The 15,594-nt window shown below is 67.2% G+C and carries 15 protein-coding genes; 3 read left to right on the top strand and 12 right to left on the bottom strand.

Going from position 1 to position 15,594, the window contains the following annotated elements; translation table 11 throughout:
- Window positions 1-12 precede the first annotated feature (12 nt).
- The 12 genes from NGK62_RS31710 to NGK62_RS31655 all read right to left on the bottom strand — a co-directional run bounded on the left by NGK62_RS31710 (window position 13) and on the right by NGK62_RS31655 (window position 10,640).
- Entirely contained in the window at window positions 13-882 is an 870-nt protein-coding gene (locus tag NGK62_RS31710; RefSeq protein ID WP_251882031.1) for a tetratricopeptide repeat protein, read from the bottom strand.
- Window positions 882-1,877, bottom strand: coding sequence for a type II secretion system F family protein (locus NGK62_RS31705; RefSeq protein ID WP_251882029.1), 996 nt, complete (start codon window positions 1,875-1,877; stop codon window positions 882-884). The genes NGK62_RS31710 and NGK62_RS31705 overlap by 1 nt, the downstream gene beginning before the upstream one ends.
- A gap of 14 nt (window positions 1,878-1,891) precedes the next feature.
- On the bottom strand, window positions 1,892-2,815 hold the full coding sequence (locus NGK62_RS31700) for a type II secretion system F family protein (protein ID WP_059372255.1): 924 nt from the start codon (window positions 2,813-2,815) through the stop codon (window positions 1,892-1,894).
- Window positions 2,815-4,176 carry a TadA family conjugal transfer-associated ATPase gene (locus NGK62_RS31695; protein WP_118935012.1) on the bottom strand — a complete coding sequence of 454 codons (1,362 nt, stop codon included), beginning with the start codon at window positions 4,174-4,176 and terminating at the stop codon, window positions 2,815-2,817. Before NGK62_RS31695 ends, NGK62_RS31700 begins: the two co-directional genes overlap by 1 nt.
- Before the next feature lie 33 nt (window positions 4,177-4,209).
- On the bottom strand, window positions 4,210-5,538 hold the full coding sequence (locus tag NGK62_RS31690; protein ID WP_059372250.1) for a response regulator: 1,329 nt from the start codon (window positions 5,536-5,538) through the stop codon (window positions 4,210-4,212).
- A complete protein-coding gene (locus tag NGK62_RS31685; protein WP_118935008.1) occupies window positions 5,535-6,896 on the bottom strand; it encodes a type II and III secretion system protein family protein in 1,362 nt (453 codons plus the stop codon). Before NGK62_RS31685 ends, NGK62_RS31690 begins: the two co-directional genes overlap by 4 nt.
- A gap of 65 nt (window positions 6,897-6,961) precedes the next feature.
- Window positions 6,962-7,921, bottom strand: coding sequence for a Flp pilus assembly protein CpaB (gene cpaB, locus NGK62_RS31680; protein WP_251882027.1), 960 nt, complete (start codon window positions 7,919-7,921; stop codon window positions 6,962-6,964).
- Window positions 7,918-8,409: a TadE/TadG family type IV pilus assembly protein gene (locus NGK62_RS31675; RefSeq protein ID WP_251882025.1), complete on the bottom strand. Its 492-nt coding sequence runs from the start codon at window positions 8,407-8,409 to the stop codon at window positions 7,918-7,920. Before NGK62_RS31675 ends, cpaB begins: the two co-directional genes overlap by 4 nt.
- Before the next feature lies 1 nt (window position 8,410).
- Window positions 8,411-8,872, bottom strand: a complete 462-nt coding sequence (locus NGK62_RS31670; RefSeq protein WP_118935004.1) for a TadE/TadG family type IV pilus assembly protein — start codon at window positions 8,870-8,872, stop codon at window positions 8,411-8,413.
- Window positions 8,818-9,339 carry a prepilin peptidase gene (locus NGK62_RS31665; protein WP_118935002.1) on the bottom strand — a complete coding sequence of 174 codons (522 nt, stop codon included), beginning with the start codon at window positions 9,337-9,339 and terminating at the stop codon, window positions 8,818-8,820. The genes NGK62_RS31670 and NGK62_RS31665 overlap by 55 nt, the downstream gene beginning before the upstream one ends.
- Window positions 9,340-9,480: 141 nt before the next feature.
- Window positions 9,481-9,681: a Flp family type IVb pilin gene (locus NGK62_RS31660; RefSeq protein ID WP_054453678.1), complete on the bottom strand. Its 201-nt coding sequence runs from the start codon at window positions 9,679-9,681 to the stop codon at window positions 9,481-9,483.
- Between the two features lie 128 nt (window positions 9,682-9,809).
- A complete protein-coding gene (locus tag NGK62_RS31655; RefSeq protein ID WP_059372243.1) occupies window positions 9,810-10,640 on the bottom strand; it encodes an MHYT domain-containing protein in 831 nt (276 codons plus the stop codon).
- Between the two features lie 546 nt (window positions 10,641-11,186).
- On the opposite strand from NGK62_RS31655, the gene NGK62_RS31650 reads away from it, so the two are divergent.
- The 3 genes from NGK62_RS31650 to NGK62_RS31640 all read left to right on the top strand — a co-directional run bounded on the left by NGK62_RS31650 (window position 11,187) and on the right by NGK62_RS31640 (window position 15,558).
- The gene (locus NGK62_RS31650) at window positions 11,187-12,848 is read left to right on the top strand and encodes a ShlB/FhaC/HecB family hemolysin secretion/activation protein (RefSeq protein WP_419343848.1); all 1,662 of its coding nucleotides are present in this window, start codon (window positions 11,187-11,189) and stop codon (window positions 12,846-12,848) included.
- 348 nt (window positions 12,849-13,196) lie between these two features.
- Window positions 13,197-14,984 carry a collagen-like triple helix repeat-containing protein gene (locus NGK62_RS31645; protein ID WP_251882023.1) on the top strand — a complete coding sequence of 596 codons (1,788 nt, stop codon included), beginning with the start codon at window positions 13,197-13,199 and terminating at the stop codon, window positions 14,982-14,984.
- 28 nt (window positions 14,985-15,012) lie between these two features.
- Window positions 15,013-15,558 carry a MarR family winged helix-turn-helix transcriptional regulator gene (locus NGK62_RS31640; protein ID WP_118933831.1) on the top strand — a complete coding sequence of 182 codons (546 nt, stop codon included), beginning with the start codon at window positions 15,013-15,015 and terminating at the stop codon, window positions 15,556-15,558.
- Window positions 15,559-15,594 lie beyond the last annotated feature (36 nt).

Raw genomic sequence — 15,594 nt, 5'->3', positions numbered from 1 at the left:
CTTAAAACGGAGTTAGCGCACGATGGGCCCGTTGCCCAGGCCGTCCATCAAGGGGCTCATCAACGGCATGACGGCCTGTTCGCCGCTGGACACCCGGGTGGCAGGCGCAAGGGAAGCGCCCGGCGCCGGGGCCAACTGGCCGCGGATCTCGGCGGCCAGGCGCAGAATCTGTCCGCGCGCCTCTTCGCCCAGCTGCGCCCGCTCCATCAGGCGCTGGGCCTTGAGCGGATCCCCCTCCACCAGCAGCAGCACCGCCAGGTTCGCCAGCACCTTGCCGCTTTCCGGCGTCAATTCGGCCGCCTGCCCCAAGGGCACGCGCGCGCCCGCCGGATCGCCCGCGCGCAGACGCGCATAGCCCAGGTCGCCCAGGATGCGCGCGTCCATGGGCGCCAGCTTGGCCGCCCGCGAGAAGTAATCGGCCGCCTGATCGAACTGCCCGCGCGAACCGGCGATCAGGCCCAGGCCATGCCAGCCCTCGGCCGCCTGGTCGGTGGCGGTCAGCGCGCGATAGGCCTGTTCGCTCAGCGCCGCCTGCCCGGTCTGGCGCAGCGCCTCGGCGCGCAGCACGGCCACGCGCGCGTCATTGCCGTACTTCTGCTGATAGCCGTCGATGTAGGCGAGCGACGCGAAATAGCGTTCCTGGCGTTGCGACTCGACGATCATGGACAGCATCATCTCGGGTTCCTTGGGCCGGCTCTTGCTCTGGGCCTCGTCTTCTTTCTGCCGCAGCAGCGCCTGTTCCTGCTGTTGTTGCTGGATCAGTTGCCAGGCGGATTCCGCGTTGTTGGTCTTGCATCCGCTCAAACCCGCGCCCGCCGCCAGCACCGTGGCGACGAGCGCCCAGCGCCATGCGCGCGAGCTGTTTTCCGTTGCGCCGTTCATTACATCCCCCCCATGCGCGACAAGCCGCGCAACACCGCGATAAAACCGGCCCCGCCCGTCACGATCAACAGCGCGGGCAATAGCGTCACGATCATGACCCCGGTCATCTTGACCGTGGTCTTGCCCACCTTCTCCTTCAGCTCCAGGCGCCGCTTGTCGCGCAGGCGTTCGCCGAAGCGGTTCAAGGGCTCCTGCACCGCGCCGCCGTGCTGGTCCACCTGCGCGATCAGGCGGCAGATGGCGGACAGGTCGTCGTTGTCGAAACCCGTGGCCATCCTGGCCAGCGATTGTTCGCGCGTGCGGCCACGCACATAGAGTTCGGACGCCAGCCGCAATTCGAATGACAGCACCGGCAGCACCTGGCCGAACTCCTTGACCAGCACCTGCAGGCTCTGGTCGATCGACAGGCCCACGCCCTGCAACAGGCGCAGCAGGTCGATCAGCAAGGGCAGCTCATCGGCCGCCTGCCGGCGGCGGCGCGCCAGGCGCCGCTGCACGATCCATTTGGGCAGCATGTAGCCGACCGCGAAAGCCACGAAGGCCGCGACCAAGGCGCCCAGCGGCATATCCGGCAGATGCTTGTGCCAGTCCAGCACGACCGCCGCCACGGGCAGCAGAATCGCCAGGCCGAACCGGATCAGGACGAAGCGCGAGCGCGCGGTGCCGGGGTCGACATAGCCAGCCATGTCCACCAGCTTGCGGTCCTCGGCGGCCAACAGGGCGTCGGCCAGCCGGCCCTCGCTCAGGCGCTTGCCGAACGTGTCGGCCGCCCGCGCGGCCGCCGCCAGCCTGCCCTGCCCGCCTTCGTTGCGCGCGGCCACCGGCGCCTTCGCGCCGTCGCGCGCGGCCAGCGCCTGATCCACCACCTGACGGCTGCGGCCCTGGCTGCGCAGGCGCCGCGCCATGCCCAGGCCCAGCACCACCAGGCCGGCCGCCACCAGCATCAGCGCCATCGCCAGCACGGTGGAAGCGTTCCAGGATTGCAGGATGTGCATGCGCCCCCCCCCGGTCAGATGGCCTTGGCCATGCGATAGAGCCAATAGCAGCCGCCGATCTGCAGGCAGACCGCGGTCAGCAGCATCCTGAAGCCTTGCGGGTCTTGCCACAGCCCCATGAACAGGTTGTTGTTGGCGACGATGATGAAGCCCGCGATGCCCACGGGCAGCAAGGCCAGGATCCAGGCCGACAAGCGGACCTCGGCCGAGCTGGCGGTCAGTTCATTGCGCGCCTGCGCCACGTCGCGCATGAAGGCTGCCATGCGTTCCAGCACCTGGTCGCTGCGGCCGCCAAACCGCAGGGCCAGCGACACCACCGCCGCCACCATGTACAGCTCCTTCAACCCATACAGGCGCGACACGTGCGCCAAGGCCGCGTCCAGCTCCTTGGAGCGGCTCAGGCTGGCCGCCGTCTCCACCACTTCGCGCAAGGGCTCGTCGGCTGCTGCGGCGGCGGTCTGGAAGGCGGCGCCCATGCTGTTGCCGATGGTAAGCAGGCGCACGATGTTGTCCAGGAACGCAGGCAGCTGCGAGATCATGCGCCGCTGGCGCTTGTCGGCCCGCAGCCACAGCAGGAAGTAGGCGAACACGGCCAGCAGCAGGAAGCTCACTGCGCCGGAAAGCGCCCCCAGGAAGATCCACGCCAGCGCCGCGCCGACCACGACGGGAAGCGCGATGCGCACATACAAGCCCGCGCTTTGCCGCAGGCCGGCCAGGCGCAGCAAGCGGTCCCAGCCGGAAAACCCGCTGCGGAACTGACGCGAGCTCTCGGCGAAAGGCGCGTCGGCGGCGGCCGCGTCGCGGCCCCGCTGCAACTGGCTTTCCAGAAAGGCGGAGCTGGCCGCCCGGCGAGCGCTGCGGTCGGCGTGGCGCCACAGCAGCGCCGCCGCGATGGCCAGCACCGCGGCCAGGCTTGCAAGGACCAGGGCTTCGGGCATCAGCGCCTCCTGCTCCAGAATCCGCCGCTCCCGCCATCGCGGTCGTCCGGCGGGTTGTCGTTGGCGCGCGCCTCGTTGCGCAGCTTGGCCAGCTTGGGCGTGTGAGGATGGATGCCCAGCCAGTTCCAGCGATCCTTCTCCTCGCCGTCCGGCGTCGCATAGGATTCGTGGCGATAGAGTTCCTGCGTGGAGATCACGTTGTCGCCCATGCCAGTGATCTCGGTCACCGACAGCACACGGCGCTTGCCGTTGGACAGGCGGCCGATCTGTACGATGAAGTCCAGCGCGCTGGCGATCTGCCTGCGCAAGCTGTCCTCGCTGCCCTGGAAGCCGGCGAATCCGGCCAGCATCTCGATCCGGTACAGGCATTCGCGCGGGGAGTTCGCGTGGATGGTCGCCATGGAACCCTCGTGCCCGGTGTTCATGGCCTGCAGCATGTCCATGACCTCGGCGCCGCGCACTTCGCCCACCACCACGCGGTCCGGCCGCATGCGCAGGCTGTTGCGGATCAGCTCGCGGATGCTGACCGCGCCGCTGCCGTCAAAACCGCCCTGGCGCGACTCCAGCCGCACCACGTGAGGATGGTTGAGCGACAGTTCGGCGGTGTCCTCGACCGTTACCACACGCTCCGTTTCCGGGATGAAGAACGCCAGCGCGTTCAGCAGCGAGGTCTTGCCCGAGCTGGTGCCGCCGGACACCAGGATATTGCAGCGGTTCTTCACCGCCTCGTTCAGCAGCCTGTAGATCTCTTCGTCGAAGCTGCCCAGGGTCAGCAGGTCCGCGGGTTTGAGCGGATCCTGGCGGAACTTGCGGATCGACACCATGGGGCCGTCCACCGCCAACGGTTCGATCACCACGTTCAGGCGGCCGCCGTCGGGCAGGCGCGCGTCCACCATGGGGCTGGACTCGTCGAGCCGCCGGCCGATCGGGGCCAGGATGCGGCGCACGATGCGCAGCACGTGCTGGTTGTCGGTGAAGCGCAGCGTCTCGCGGGCCAGCACGCCGCGCCGCGAAACGAAGACATTGTCATAGCCGTTGATCAGGATATCCTCCACGGCCGGGTCCGCCAGCAGATCCTCCAGGGGACCCAGGCCGGCCAGTTCCTTGGTCAGCGCTTCGGCAATGGCGCGCATTTCCCCTTCGTTGATCGGCACCCGGCGCAGGCGCACGAAGCTCGCGACCTCGATGTCCACGAATTCCTGGATCGCCGACCTGGCCCAGCGGCCGAACTCCGCGCCCAGTTCTTCGATGCGGGACAGCAGGTGCTCGTAGGCCGCCGTCTTCACTTCCTGGTAGCGGTCCGACGCCGAAAAGCCTTTGTCGCCATCGCCGCCGAACTCTATCGTCGCTGTCATGATCATGTCGGATCCCGTAGCCGTCCGTCTGTCTGTCCGTCAACCGACCACCATGCGGCGGTGCACGCCTGGCAGCCAGGTGGCCAGCCAGCCTGCCCGCCCGCCAGGCGCGTTCTCTTCGGCGCACAGGCGTTCCGCCAGCGCCTGCACCGCCCGCACGTAGACATCGCGTTCGGCCTCTTCGTGCAGCAGATGGCCGCGGTTCGTGCACACCATCAGCGGCAGCGTGCGGTCCGGCAGCGTGCCCACCAGTTCCAGCTGGAAGCGTTCGGCGATCTGCTGCGCCGTCATGCCGTAGCGTTCGTCATAACGGTTGACGATCAGGCCCAGGCTGCGCCGGTCCACGTGCTGTTGTTCCAGCTCCTGCAGCACACCGGCCAGCGACACCAACGCGCCGACGCTCTGGTCGGTCACGATCCAATTCAGCTGCGAGGCGCGCGCCAACCCCGACACGAATTCAGGGTTGCTGAAACCGCCGGCATCGGCCACCACGACCGAGAAGTGCTGGCGCATGCGCTCGAACACCAGCAGCGAATCCGACTGCGACACGTCGCGCATCTGGCCCAGATCGCGCGGCAGCGACAGCACGCTCAAGCCGTTGGCCGTATGCGCCATGGCCGACCCCAGCAGCGTCGAGTCGAGGCGGCGCAGGTTGCGGGCCGCCTCGGCGAAATCGAAGTCGCCGCCGATGTTCAGGTAGAGCTGGCAATCGCCTATGGGCCAGCCCAGGTCCATCAACGCAACGCGGCTGGACAGGGGTAGCGGTTCGCCGGCGGGCTTGGGCGTCTTGGCGCCGCTCGTGGCTGCGCGCTGGCCGTGCGCGAACTTCAAGCGGTCCTGCACCATCCCCGCCATATGCACGGCCAAGGTGCTGGTCCCCACGCCGGGCCGCGCGCCCAGCAGCACGACGCTGCGGCGCGTGCCGTCCATGCGGCCGTCGGATGGCCGGTCGAGCAGGCGCAGCACCACCTCCTTGATCTCCTGCGGCGCCACCGAAGGATCGACGAAATCGCTGACGCCTGCCCGCAAGGCGGCGATCGCCCCCTCCGGCTGGCTCAGGAAGCCGACCGCCACGCGCGGCAACGTCGGCGCGATGCGGGCCAGCAAGCGCGCCAGTTCGGCGGACTTGAACAGTTTGCCGGGTTCGTCGTCGCTCAGTGTGAAGTCCAGGAACACCACCTGCGGCGCAATCTCCGTCAGGCGCCGCGCCAATTCCTCGATGCGCGGCGCTTCCTGGGTCAGCATCCCCAGGTCGCCCAAGGCCTGTCCCAACTGTGCGGCAACCGCGTTGCCCTGGGAGCAGAACAGGAACCGCGTGCCATTTTGCAGGCCCACCCATTCGCTGGCATGTGTCTTCATATTGCTCACCGTGAAAAGCCCGGCATCTGCTGGCCGCCCACCGGGCCGGTCAGGTAATAGCCCCAAGCATTGAACGCCGTATCCGTTTGCTCCTGCTTGGCTCCCGGCAGCGGCAGGGCCACGCCGCGCGCGATGGGGCGCACCAGGCGCGGCGTCACGACGATGACCAGCTCGGTGTCCTCTTGGGAATAGTCGACGCTGCGGAAAAAGGAGCCGATGATGGGCAGGTCGCCCAGCATGGGCACCTTGTTGACCATGGCCTTGGTCTGGCGCGATACCAGGCCGCTGATCACGAAGCTTTCGCCATCGCCCAGTTCCACCGTGGTGTCGGCGCGGCGCGTGCGCAGGGCGGGAATGATGGTGCTGGTATCCGCGCTGGTATTGATGGCGATGCCGTTGGTGTAGTCGAGTTCGCTGGCCTCGGGTGCGACCTTCAGCGAGATGCGGTCGCGCGACAGCACCGTGGGCGTGACGGTCAGGCCGATGCCAAAGGGCTTGAAGGTCACGTTGACCGTCCCCAGGCCGCCGGCCTGCGGAATCGGCAATTCGCCGCCAGCCAGGAAGCTGGCGCTCTGCCCCGTCAAGGCCACCAGGGTCGGCTCGGCCAGGACACGGGCCATGCCGTTGGTTTGCAGCAGCCGCAGCCGCGCCGAAAAATTGTTGGAGTCGTAAAACAGCGAAAAGCCGGATGCCAGCGCGCCGCCCAGGCTGGCCGGCATGGTGGAGCTGCCGCCGCTCCAGGGGCCGTTGCTGGCCGTGAAGCTGATGCCGGCCGCCTTCATCACCGAACGCGACACTTCCACGACCTTCACTTCCACCTGCACCACCCCGCCGCTGCCGGCGGTGGACATGTCCACCACGTTTTTTTCCCCGCCGACGGCGGATGCCGCCATGGTGGCCGACGCGATCTGCCCCAGCTGCGATTCGGCGTGTCCCGACACCACGGCATGGCCGTCGGCGATGTCCACGTTGGCGCCGCCGCCCAGGCCGCGGCTCGCCAAGGCGCCCTGCACGCTGCCGCCGACGCGGACGTTCCATATCTGCGGCGTCGCATTGTTGCCGATCCATACCTGCAGTTGCGTGGTGCCGGCTTTCTTGCCATAGAGCAGCACCGAGCCCGCGCGCTTGCCGGAGGCGGGCAATACCTTCACGTCCGCCACATCCGGGTCGCCGATGGCGATGCGCGTGGGCGCGCCGCCATCCAGCATGAGAGTCTGCTGCCCCTTCACCGCCATCGAGATGTCGCGGACCGGCGCGCTCGCCCCGGCCGCGGGCGCCGCGATCTGAGCCAGGCTGAGACCTGCGTGCGCCATCGCCGCCGCAGCCGACAGCAGGCAGATCATGGTGGTGCGCTGATGTTTCTTCATAGTGCTGGACCCGATGATGGAATAAGTCCGGCTGCGGTCAGCGCCTGGTCCGCCCGCAGCCCCGTTCAATAGCGCACGCGCTCGGATTTCTCTCCTCGGATGATTTCCACTGTCCGGCCGCCGCCGGAACCCTGGGGCCGGGTGGCGGCGCGGGTGGCGGGCGCCAACGCCGCGGCCGTCGTGCCATCCAGTTGCACCAGGCTCTCGCCGGCATAGGCGCGGTTCGGTCCCGTCAGCAGCGACTCGCGCTGCGCGGGGGTCAGGTCGGTGCGCACCGGCAGCACCGTGCCGCGCTGGGCGAACAACTGCGCATCGGGCATGCTGTCGTCGCCCACCGGGCGCAAGGCCAACTGCAGGCGGCCGGCGCGGCTGGCCAGCATCAGCTCATTGACGCGTTCGACCGGCACGGCCAGCACCGCGGTGCGCGCCGGCTGACCAGGACCGCCTTGCTGCAGCGCCGACTTTTCATCCGGGCCTTCCACCGTAGCCCTGCCATACGCCAGCACGCGCACCTGCGACTGCAGCAGGCGGGCCTGGCCGACGGCGACTTCAGCGCTTTTTTCGATCATGAAGAACACGTCCACCATGTCGCCAGGGACGATACGATTGCCGCCGCCGATCACTTCGTCCACCGCGATGGCGACGGCGCGCTCGCCCGGCTTGAGCTGGCGCGCCAGGCCTTGCGTCAGCAGGCTGGGCAAAATCGGATCGCCCGCGGCGATGTCGACCTTCGTCACCGCGCCCTCCAGCGGCGCGACGTCGGCAAACCCGCCGGACAGCGCGACCTGCCACTGCGCCACCGTCAGCATTCTTGCGCCGTCGATGCGCGAACCGGCCGGGATCGGCTCTCGGGCCACCACCACCGGATGGAGTTTTGGCGGTTCCGCGGGCGCCGCCGCGACAGGCGCAGGCGTCACGCTGGGCGGAGGACTCGCGGGCGCCGAGGCCAGCCGCCAGGCCACGAAGGCCAGCACCAGGCCCGCCACCAGCAACATGCCCGCGATGATCTTGCTCAGACTGCTCATGGTGTCCCCTGCGATATCTGCACGACAGCCTGCGAATGCAATCTGTTGGGTATCCAGTTCCGGTTCGCGCCCGGCAATGCCGTGATCAGCCCCCGCACGGTCTCCAATAGCGGCCAGGACTGCGTGTTGTAGGTCATGGCGACAGTGGCGCAATCGGCCGGCCTGCCGCCTGCCCCCGTCCACGCACAGGGCGCGCGCGTGGCGCTGCACAGCACCGCGGAGCCGGCCGAAAACGTACCCATCGCCGCCAGACAGGCCGCGGCAGGCACATCGGCCTGACCACTGAAGCGGGCATAGACGGCCGCGCGCGCGCCATCGGCCGCGGCGGCGGCCAACTGCTGCTGCATCCAGAACAGCGCGCCGAACCCGACCACGCCGCAAATAAAGAGCAGCAGCAGGGTGAGCGTCAACGAAAACTCCAACGCCGCGATGCCGCGCTGGCGCTTGCGTGGCGTCTGGCCCCCAGGGCGTTGCGCATGGGCTCGCATCTCAGCCTCCCCCGCCCAAGGCATTGCCCAGATGCACCGTGGCGCGCGCGCTCAGCACGCTGGAGGCCGGCATCAGCGCCGCCTGCAGGAGCGGCACCGAAGGGATGAGCGGATGGGCGCCATATGCGTAGGACACGTAGACTTCGATCTGATCCTGCGCCAGGGGCATGCCGCTGCAGGCGCCGCCGGCCGCGCTGCTGAGCGCGCCCGCGCTGCCGCAGACCGCCACCTGGACCGGCGCGGCGGACATCGTGCTGATCCACTCCGCCTGGTACAGCGCCGAATCGCGGCCGGCGTTGGCCCGCGCCGTCAGCGACGCGGAACCCGCCTGCCACTGCAGCACCTTGCGGGCGCCATCCTGTGCGGCCAAGGTCACGGAATGCTGCGCGGCGACCACCAGGGAATACGTCAGGATCCCGTAAAACACCAGGAAGAACACCACGAATACCAAGGCGAACTCCACGGAATAAGAACCGCGATGCCGGCGGCGAGCCCCAGATACGCGGCATAGGGAATCTGGCGCGCCCGGTTGCTCAACGCCCAGACCCGGGACACCGCCAGATACAGCAGGCCATGCAAGCCGGCCAGCACGCTGGCCAGCGCCAGCGTCGCCATCAGCGGCGCGAAGCCCAGCAGCAGTCCGAGCACGGCAATGGCCTTGATATCCCCCGCCCCCATGAGACGCCTGCGCCACAGCGGCAGGAACGGCGCCGCGGCCAAAAAACCGGCCAGCGCCATCAACCATCCCGACCATCGCGGCGGATAGGCCCAGCCGGGCGCCAGCAAGGCTGCCAGCAGCCATAGCAATTGGCCCGCAAGTCCCGCGATGATCAGCCGGTTGGGGACGCGGCGATAGCGCAGATCGGCGTGGATCAGCGCCAGAATCCAGCATGCGAACAACAGCCACCACAGCACTACCCCTGGATACAAGGCTGGACCTTCTGAAAAAACGGATACGACGATGGGCGCGCCCGATAGGCGCGGACTCCTTCAATCAAGTGATGCCATGTTGCGGGTACGCGCCGCGGCGGCCGGGAACACGCCGCCGCCACGGCGCGGACGGGTTGCGGCTCAGGTCGGAGGCGGGGTAGTGGTACCGGTCTTGGCGTTGTCCAGCTTGGTGCCAAGTTCCTCGAACATGCCCTTCAAGGACCCGGTAAACGCCCCCACCGCGACAATGAGGGCTACCGCCACCATTCCCGCGATCAGCCCGTACTCCAGGGCGGTGATGCCGTCTTCGTCATTCCAGAACTGCGCAAGTGTCGCTTTCATGTCGAGCTCCATGGGTCTCGATTGATGACTGGGGCCGCTCTTCAATGTTCTTCAAGAAGCAGAGCCCCCTAAAGCCTGGAACCGCCCGCGCGCCGCTGTGATTCCCGCGGCGCGCGTCCAGGGTCCAGCTAACCCGGCCCCGGCGTGGCTCCGGGCAATCTGTCCGTAGCCGCGCCAGGGGCCGATTCAATGATCGAGTCGATGCGCTGCGCCGTGCGCGCGCGAAAGCGTTCGGAAGCGCGCTGCAAGTGCCAGCGCATGAGGAACAAGGTGACGATCGAGAGCGCGAAAGCGATGTAAGGCAGCTTGGCGCCGCCGATATGCAGGCCGACGGCGTCGTTCTGTGTTGTGCAGATGACCGCGCCGGCTGCGGCGCCGGTGTAATGCATGCCGCAAACCGCGATGGCCATCAACACCGCCGCGCCGATGCGCTGGCGTTCATTCTGGGTATTGAAGGCAAGCCACAGGGCCGCGGTAGCCGCGATGACGGCGATCAGCACCGACAAGACAACCAGCGGCAGGTTCCAGAGCAATACTGCCGGCATGCGCGCCGCGCTCATGCCGACATAATGCATGGAGGCCACGCCAAACCCCGCGGCGCAGCCACCGACCAGGCATCGCAGAAAGGTAAAGCGTTCACGGCCGACATACCAGAACGCCCAGCCGGAAAACCCTGCGGCAACCACGAAACTGAGTATCGTCAGGCCGACCTGGTAACCCACTTCGAATGGCAGGTTCTGCGCCAGCATGCCGATGAAATGCATGCTCCAGATACCCACGCCGCCCATCGCAACCGCGCCGATGACGATATAGCCGATGCGGATTTCGCCGTCCTGGGTTTCTGCCCGGATACCGGCCGCAGCCAGCAGGGCCACATACGAACCCAACGCGGCAATCAGGAACGAAAGCGCGACCAGACCGCCGTTGAAGGAAAGCGGAACGACATCGCCCGGGCTCATGGATGCCCCGCTTGTGGCGAGCCATGGCGGCAATACGCGGCCGCCAGGCAGTTGCAGCAATTCTTGCGGTAATCCCCAGCCATCTTCACCTCCGGGCGGGCCCACACATTTTGCGTATTTTTGATACGTATCTTTAGTTTATATATTGCCAAATCATACACATCAGGGTTTTCACTGAATTTCGCTATATTGCGACATAAGATGTGTAACGAACACTCCTAAGTTTTCGAAAACATTATTAAAACCTGCTGAACGGCGGTTATCTTGGCCTGAAAATAGTTTCCGCAACCCAAGAATATTTCGAAATAATATCAATGCGATGAGTCCGGGGAGGCGGAATTTGAAATTATTTGTCATTCTGCCGGTAATGCTGGCACCATATGCGCACCGGCAAATGCAACTTTTTCCTAACACTGTTGCAGGCCTTTTCCATCCGATACTCAACCGGGATCGGCTATCCGTTCAGAAACGCCAGCGGAAATGAGAGACGAAAAAGGCAAGAGACGCATGTTTCCGGCGAGTCCGCTTTGCCTCGCCCTCTTGTGCATGATGGCGGCCGGCTCTCAGGCCAGGGCGGAAGGCCCGCTACGCGGCAATCCGGTGGACGCCATGCCGCGGCTGGAGCGTCCGCCCTCGGCGACGCAACCCCCGCCCTACGTCCAGACGGCAACGCCGGAACAACTGGCCTTGCAGGCCCGGCTGGCTCAACGCATCGTGCCGCGCAATTTCGACGTCAGCGGCGTGCGCGCCATTCCATTCGAGGAAGTATCCGGACTGCTCAGCCCGCTCGCGGGCAAGGAAATCAGCCTGGGCGAACTGGTCCAGGAAGTCGACAAGATCACGCAGCTCTACCGCGACAAGGGCTTCCCGCTTTCCTTCGCGCTGCTGCAGAACCAGACCTTCGCCAACGGCCTGGTGGTGGTGACGGTGGTCGAGGGCTACATCGCCAACGTGCGGATCGAAGGCGACATCGGCAATGCGCAGGACCGGCTTGAAGCGCTGGCCGCGCCGATGCAGGAAGAACGGCCGCTCAAGCAGGCCACGCTGGAACGTCAGTTGAACCTGATGCGCACCGTGCCCGGCGTCAAATTCACGCCCAGCCTGGATTTGCCCCGCCGCGCGGACGGCGCGACCGAACTGGTGCTGGCGGCCAGCCGCCAGCCCGTCAGTCTGACGGGCGGCATCGCGGATCTGGGCACCGGCATGCAGCCCATCGTGAACCTGGCGACCAACAGCCTGACGCCCCTGGGCGAGCAAGTGAAGCTGACTGCCTCGGTGCCCTTCAATACCGATGACGTGAAGTACGTATCGGGCGAAATCCGGGTGCCGATTGGTGCGGACGGCCTGGCGATCAAGATCGACGGTTATCACTACGATGCCCGGCCCCAGGACGACGCAATCGAAATGCTGGGCTTCGAACGCCGCGTGAAGAACGACCGCATCGGCGTCGGCGTGAGCTATCCGTTCCTGTTGAACAACACCCGATCGCTGACTGGAACCCTGGGCGTATACGCGGCCAATTCGAAGGACCGGTACGAGGCCCGCAGTACCGACCGCTGGCTGCAGCAGGATGCGCAGGTGCGCGCGGCGACCGCCGAAATGCGCTACATCCAGGTGTCCGAGACCAAGGCCACCGACGTCACGTTGAGCGTGGCCAAGGGTTTTGACGCCGCCGGCGCGAAAAAGGATATATCGACCAACTACGGTTATTCCGCCACGCCGCTGCTGGACCTGGATTTCACCCGCTACAACCTGAACGCCAGGCAAACCTTCGTGCTGCCCGCCCAGATCGGCCTGGTTTTCTCGGGCGCGGCGCAATACTCCAGCAACATCCTGCCCTCTTCCGAACAGATCTCGTACGGCAGCTGGCGCTACGCCATGGGCTATCCGCAGGGCGAGCAAAGCGGCGACAAGGGCGTCGGCGTATCGGCGGAAATCAATCGCCGCTTCGGCGTGGGCTGGGAATACCTGTCCAGCGTGCAGCCCTATGCCTTGGTCGACTACGCGCGCACTTGGTACAACAACAAGGACCTGCAGACCCTGAACCAGCGGCACCTGTCTTCCGTGGCCCTGGGCTTGCGCTTTACCGACGACAAATACTATCTGTTCGATTTCAACGTGGCCAAGCCAGTGGGATCGGCCACCGTGAACGACAACCGCAACGTGCGCTTCAACGCCAACTATTCGCTGTTCTACGACGCGTTCTAGGCGCCCTGGACGACGCGCCCGGCAAGCAGATGAACGCCCGCTACGACGGGCGTTTTTTCTTGGGCGACGCCGCCGGCGTTACGTAACGTCCGACGTAACGTAACGTCGGATGGACGGCTTTCCGTAACATTCGCAGGCTCCTGGCGATCGTAAAAATGCGGATTTTCCAGATTTAAGGAAAACCCTTAATTTCCTGGATACCCTATTGATAACAAAGCGATTTAATTCATCAAGAATTACCGGAACTGGCGTTTTGAAGCGGGTCTGAAAAATCTTGGCATGGTTTGTGCATGAGGAAGCGTATCGGGTTGTTTCGACGCCTGACTCTTCCAACCAAAGGAGCTCGCCATGCATACCCATTCCGACACGCGCCGCCTGCAACGCGCCCTGACCGCCACCGTCCTGGCCACCGCACTGGTGAGTGCCCTGGCCGCCTGCGGCGGCGGCGGCGGCGGAAAGAAAACCGCGGGTCTGCCCGGAACGGACATTCCGACCAATCCTGGCGGTGGCGGCCTTGATCCCGGCGGCGGCCTCAATCCTGGCGGCGGCACCAACCCCGGTGGCGGCACCAACCCTGGCGGCGGCACCAACCCCGGCGGTGGCACCAATCCTGGCGGCGGCACCAACCCCGGCGGCGGCACCGATCCTGGCGGCGGCACCAACCCGCCGCGCGTGAGCGGCCTGCTCGAAACCACGCTGGGCAATACCGGCGCAGCGCTCGACAACACCCTGCCCCTCAATCTGGACACAACCTTGAGCGGCGTGGGCAAGGCGCTGGATCCCACGATCAAACCGGTAGCCGACACCGTCGTCGGCCTGACCCAGCAGATTGGCGCGACTACCGGTCTGGGGCAGCCGGCTGACGGCGTCGTCCGGCAGGTGGGAGGCCTGGTCAGCGACCTGGGCACCAACGTCAAGGGATCGGGACTGCCCGGCGGTTTGGGCGCCGGCGTGGGCGGCCTGGTGGACGGCCTGGGCAAGACCGTCGCCAGCACCGGCGGCCTGCTGAACGCGAACCCCAACAATCCGAATCCGCTGACGACCGTGCTGGGCAATGCCACCGGCGCGGTGGGCGCCTTGACCGGGGCGCTGTCGGGCCAGGGCGGCCTGCTGCAGCCCATCACCCAGGTGGTGGGCGGCGTGACCGGCGGCGTGCTTGGCGGCCCCACCACTCCGCTGCTCGAGCCTGCGCTCGGCAATGTCGGCAAGACGGTCGACAACGTGTTGCCACTGGGCCTGCAGCCCATGCTGGCGGGCGTGGGCGGCGCGCTCGATCCCACCGCCAGTCCCTTGGCCGGCAAGGTCACGGGACTGACGCAGCAAGTGGGCGATGCGACCAAACTCGGTGCGCCGGTGGCCGGCCTGTTGACCAGCCTGGGCGGCACGGTCACCAATCTGGGCGGCGCGTTGCCGGGCGGCACGCCGGGCTTGAACGGCGTGCTGCAAGGACTGGGCGGCGCGGTCGCCAGCGCGGGCGGCCTGCTGCATGCCACGCCGGGCAACGCCAATCCGCTGGGTTCGACGCTGGCCAACGCCACGGGCGCGGTCGCCTCGCTCACCGGCGGTCTGGGCCTGGGCGGGGTGACGGGCGGCTTGACCGGCGGCGCAAACGGCACGGGCGGCCTGCTGGCGCCCGTGACGGGTCTGCTGGGCGGCGTGACCGGGGCCGTAGGCGGCGCGACTGGCGGCGCCAACGGCGGTCTGCTGGCTCCGGTGACGGGCCTGCTGGGCGGCGTGACGGGCGCCGTCGGCGGCACGGCGGGAGGCGCTGCTGGCGGCGGCTTGCTGGGCGGACTGGTCGGTGGATTGACGGGGGCCGGCGGCGCCGCTGCCGGAGCCGGCGCCTCGGCCGGCACGAACGGCGGCGGCCTGCTGGGCGGGCTGGTGGGTGGCGTGAATGTTGCGGCCGGCGCTGGCGCCGGGGCGAGCGCAGGCGCCCCTGCCGGCGCGCCCGCCGCTACGGGAGGATCGGGCGGCACGAGCGGCGGCGCCGCCAACGGCGGACTGCTCGGTGGCCTGCTGGGCGGGGTGACAGGCAGCCTGACGGGCGGCACGGCGGCGGGCGGATCTTCCGGCGGGACCGCCAACGGCGGCTTGCTGGGCGGACTGCTCGGCGGCCTGGCCGGCAAGAAGTGATCCATCGCAACCGCCAGGAACCCACATCATGCTGCAACAACAGACCTACTTTCACCACGAGCATGTGACCGGCATGGCTGAATCAGCAGGAAGCAACCGGCGGTCCGGCATGCTGGACGAAATCGTCCTGCTGCTGGGGCGGCAGTTCGCCGCCTACAACGCGGCATGCCAGTCGGCCCTGGCGGAAAAGCTGGGCATTCCCCTGGCGGACCTGAAGGCGCTGGAGCTGGTCATGGAGTTCGATGCCCTTCCAACCGGCCATCTGGCCCAGTTGATGGGCATCAGCTCCGGCGGCGCGACGGCCTTGATCAACCGGCTGGAAGCGGCCGGTTATGTCCAGCGCGGCCGCCACCCGCTGGACCGCCGGATGATCGTGATCCGGCCGGTCGAGGAGTCGTGCCAGGCGCTGGCGCAGGAACGGCAGTGGATCGCCGAAGCCATCGCGACCACGGCACGCGGTTATGACACCGCGGAACTGGAAGCGGTGCACGCCTTCCTGACGCGTTGCGGCCGCAGCCTGAAGCGCGACACGCTGGCGTGGCTGGAAAGAGGCAGCGCACACCAACCCGTGTAACCATGCGGCGGGGGCCCGGCCCCCGCCGCATGAGCC

Source organism: Achromobacter sp. Marseille-Q4954 (assembly GCF_943737025.1).
GTDB lineage: Bacteria > Pseudomonadota > Gammaproteobacteria > Burkholderiales > Burkholderiaceae_B > Achromobacter > Achromobacter bronchisepticus_A.
This window is presented reverse-complemented; position numbering and strand designations above follow the sequence as displayed.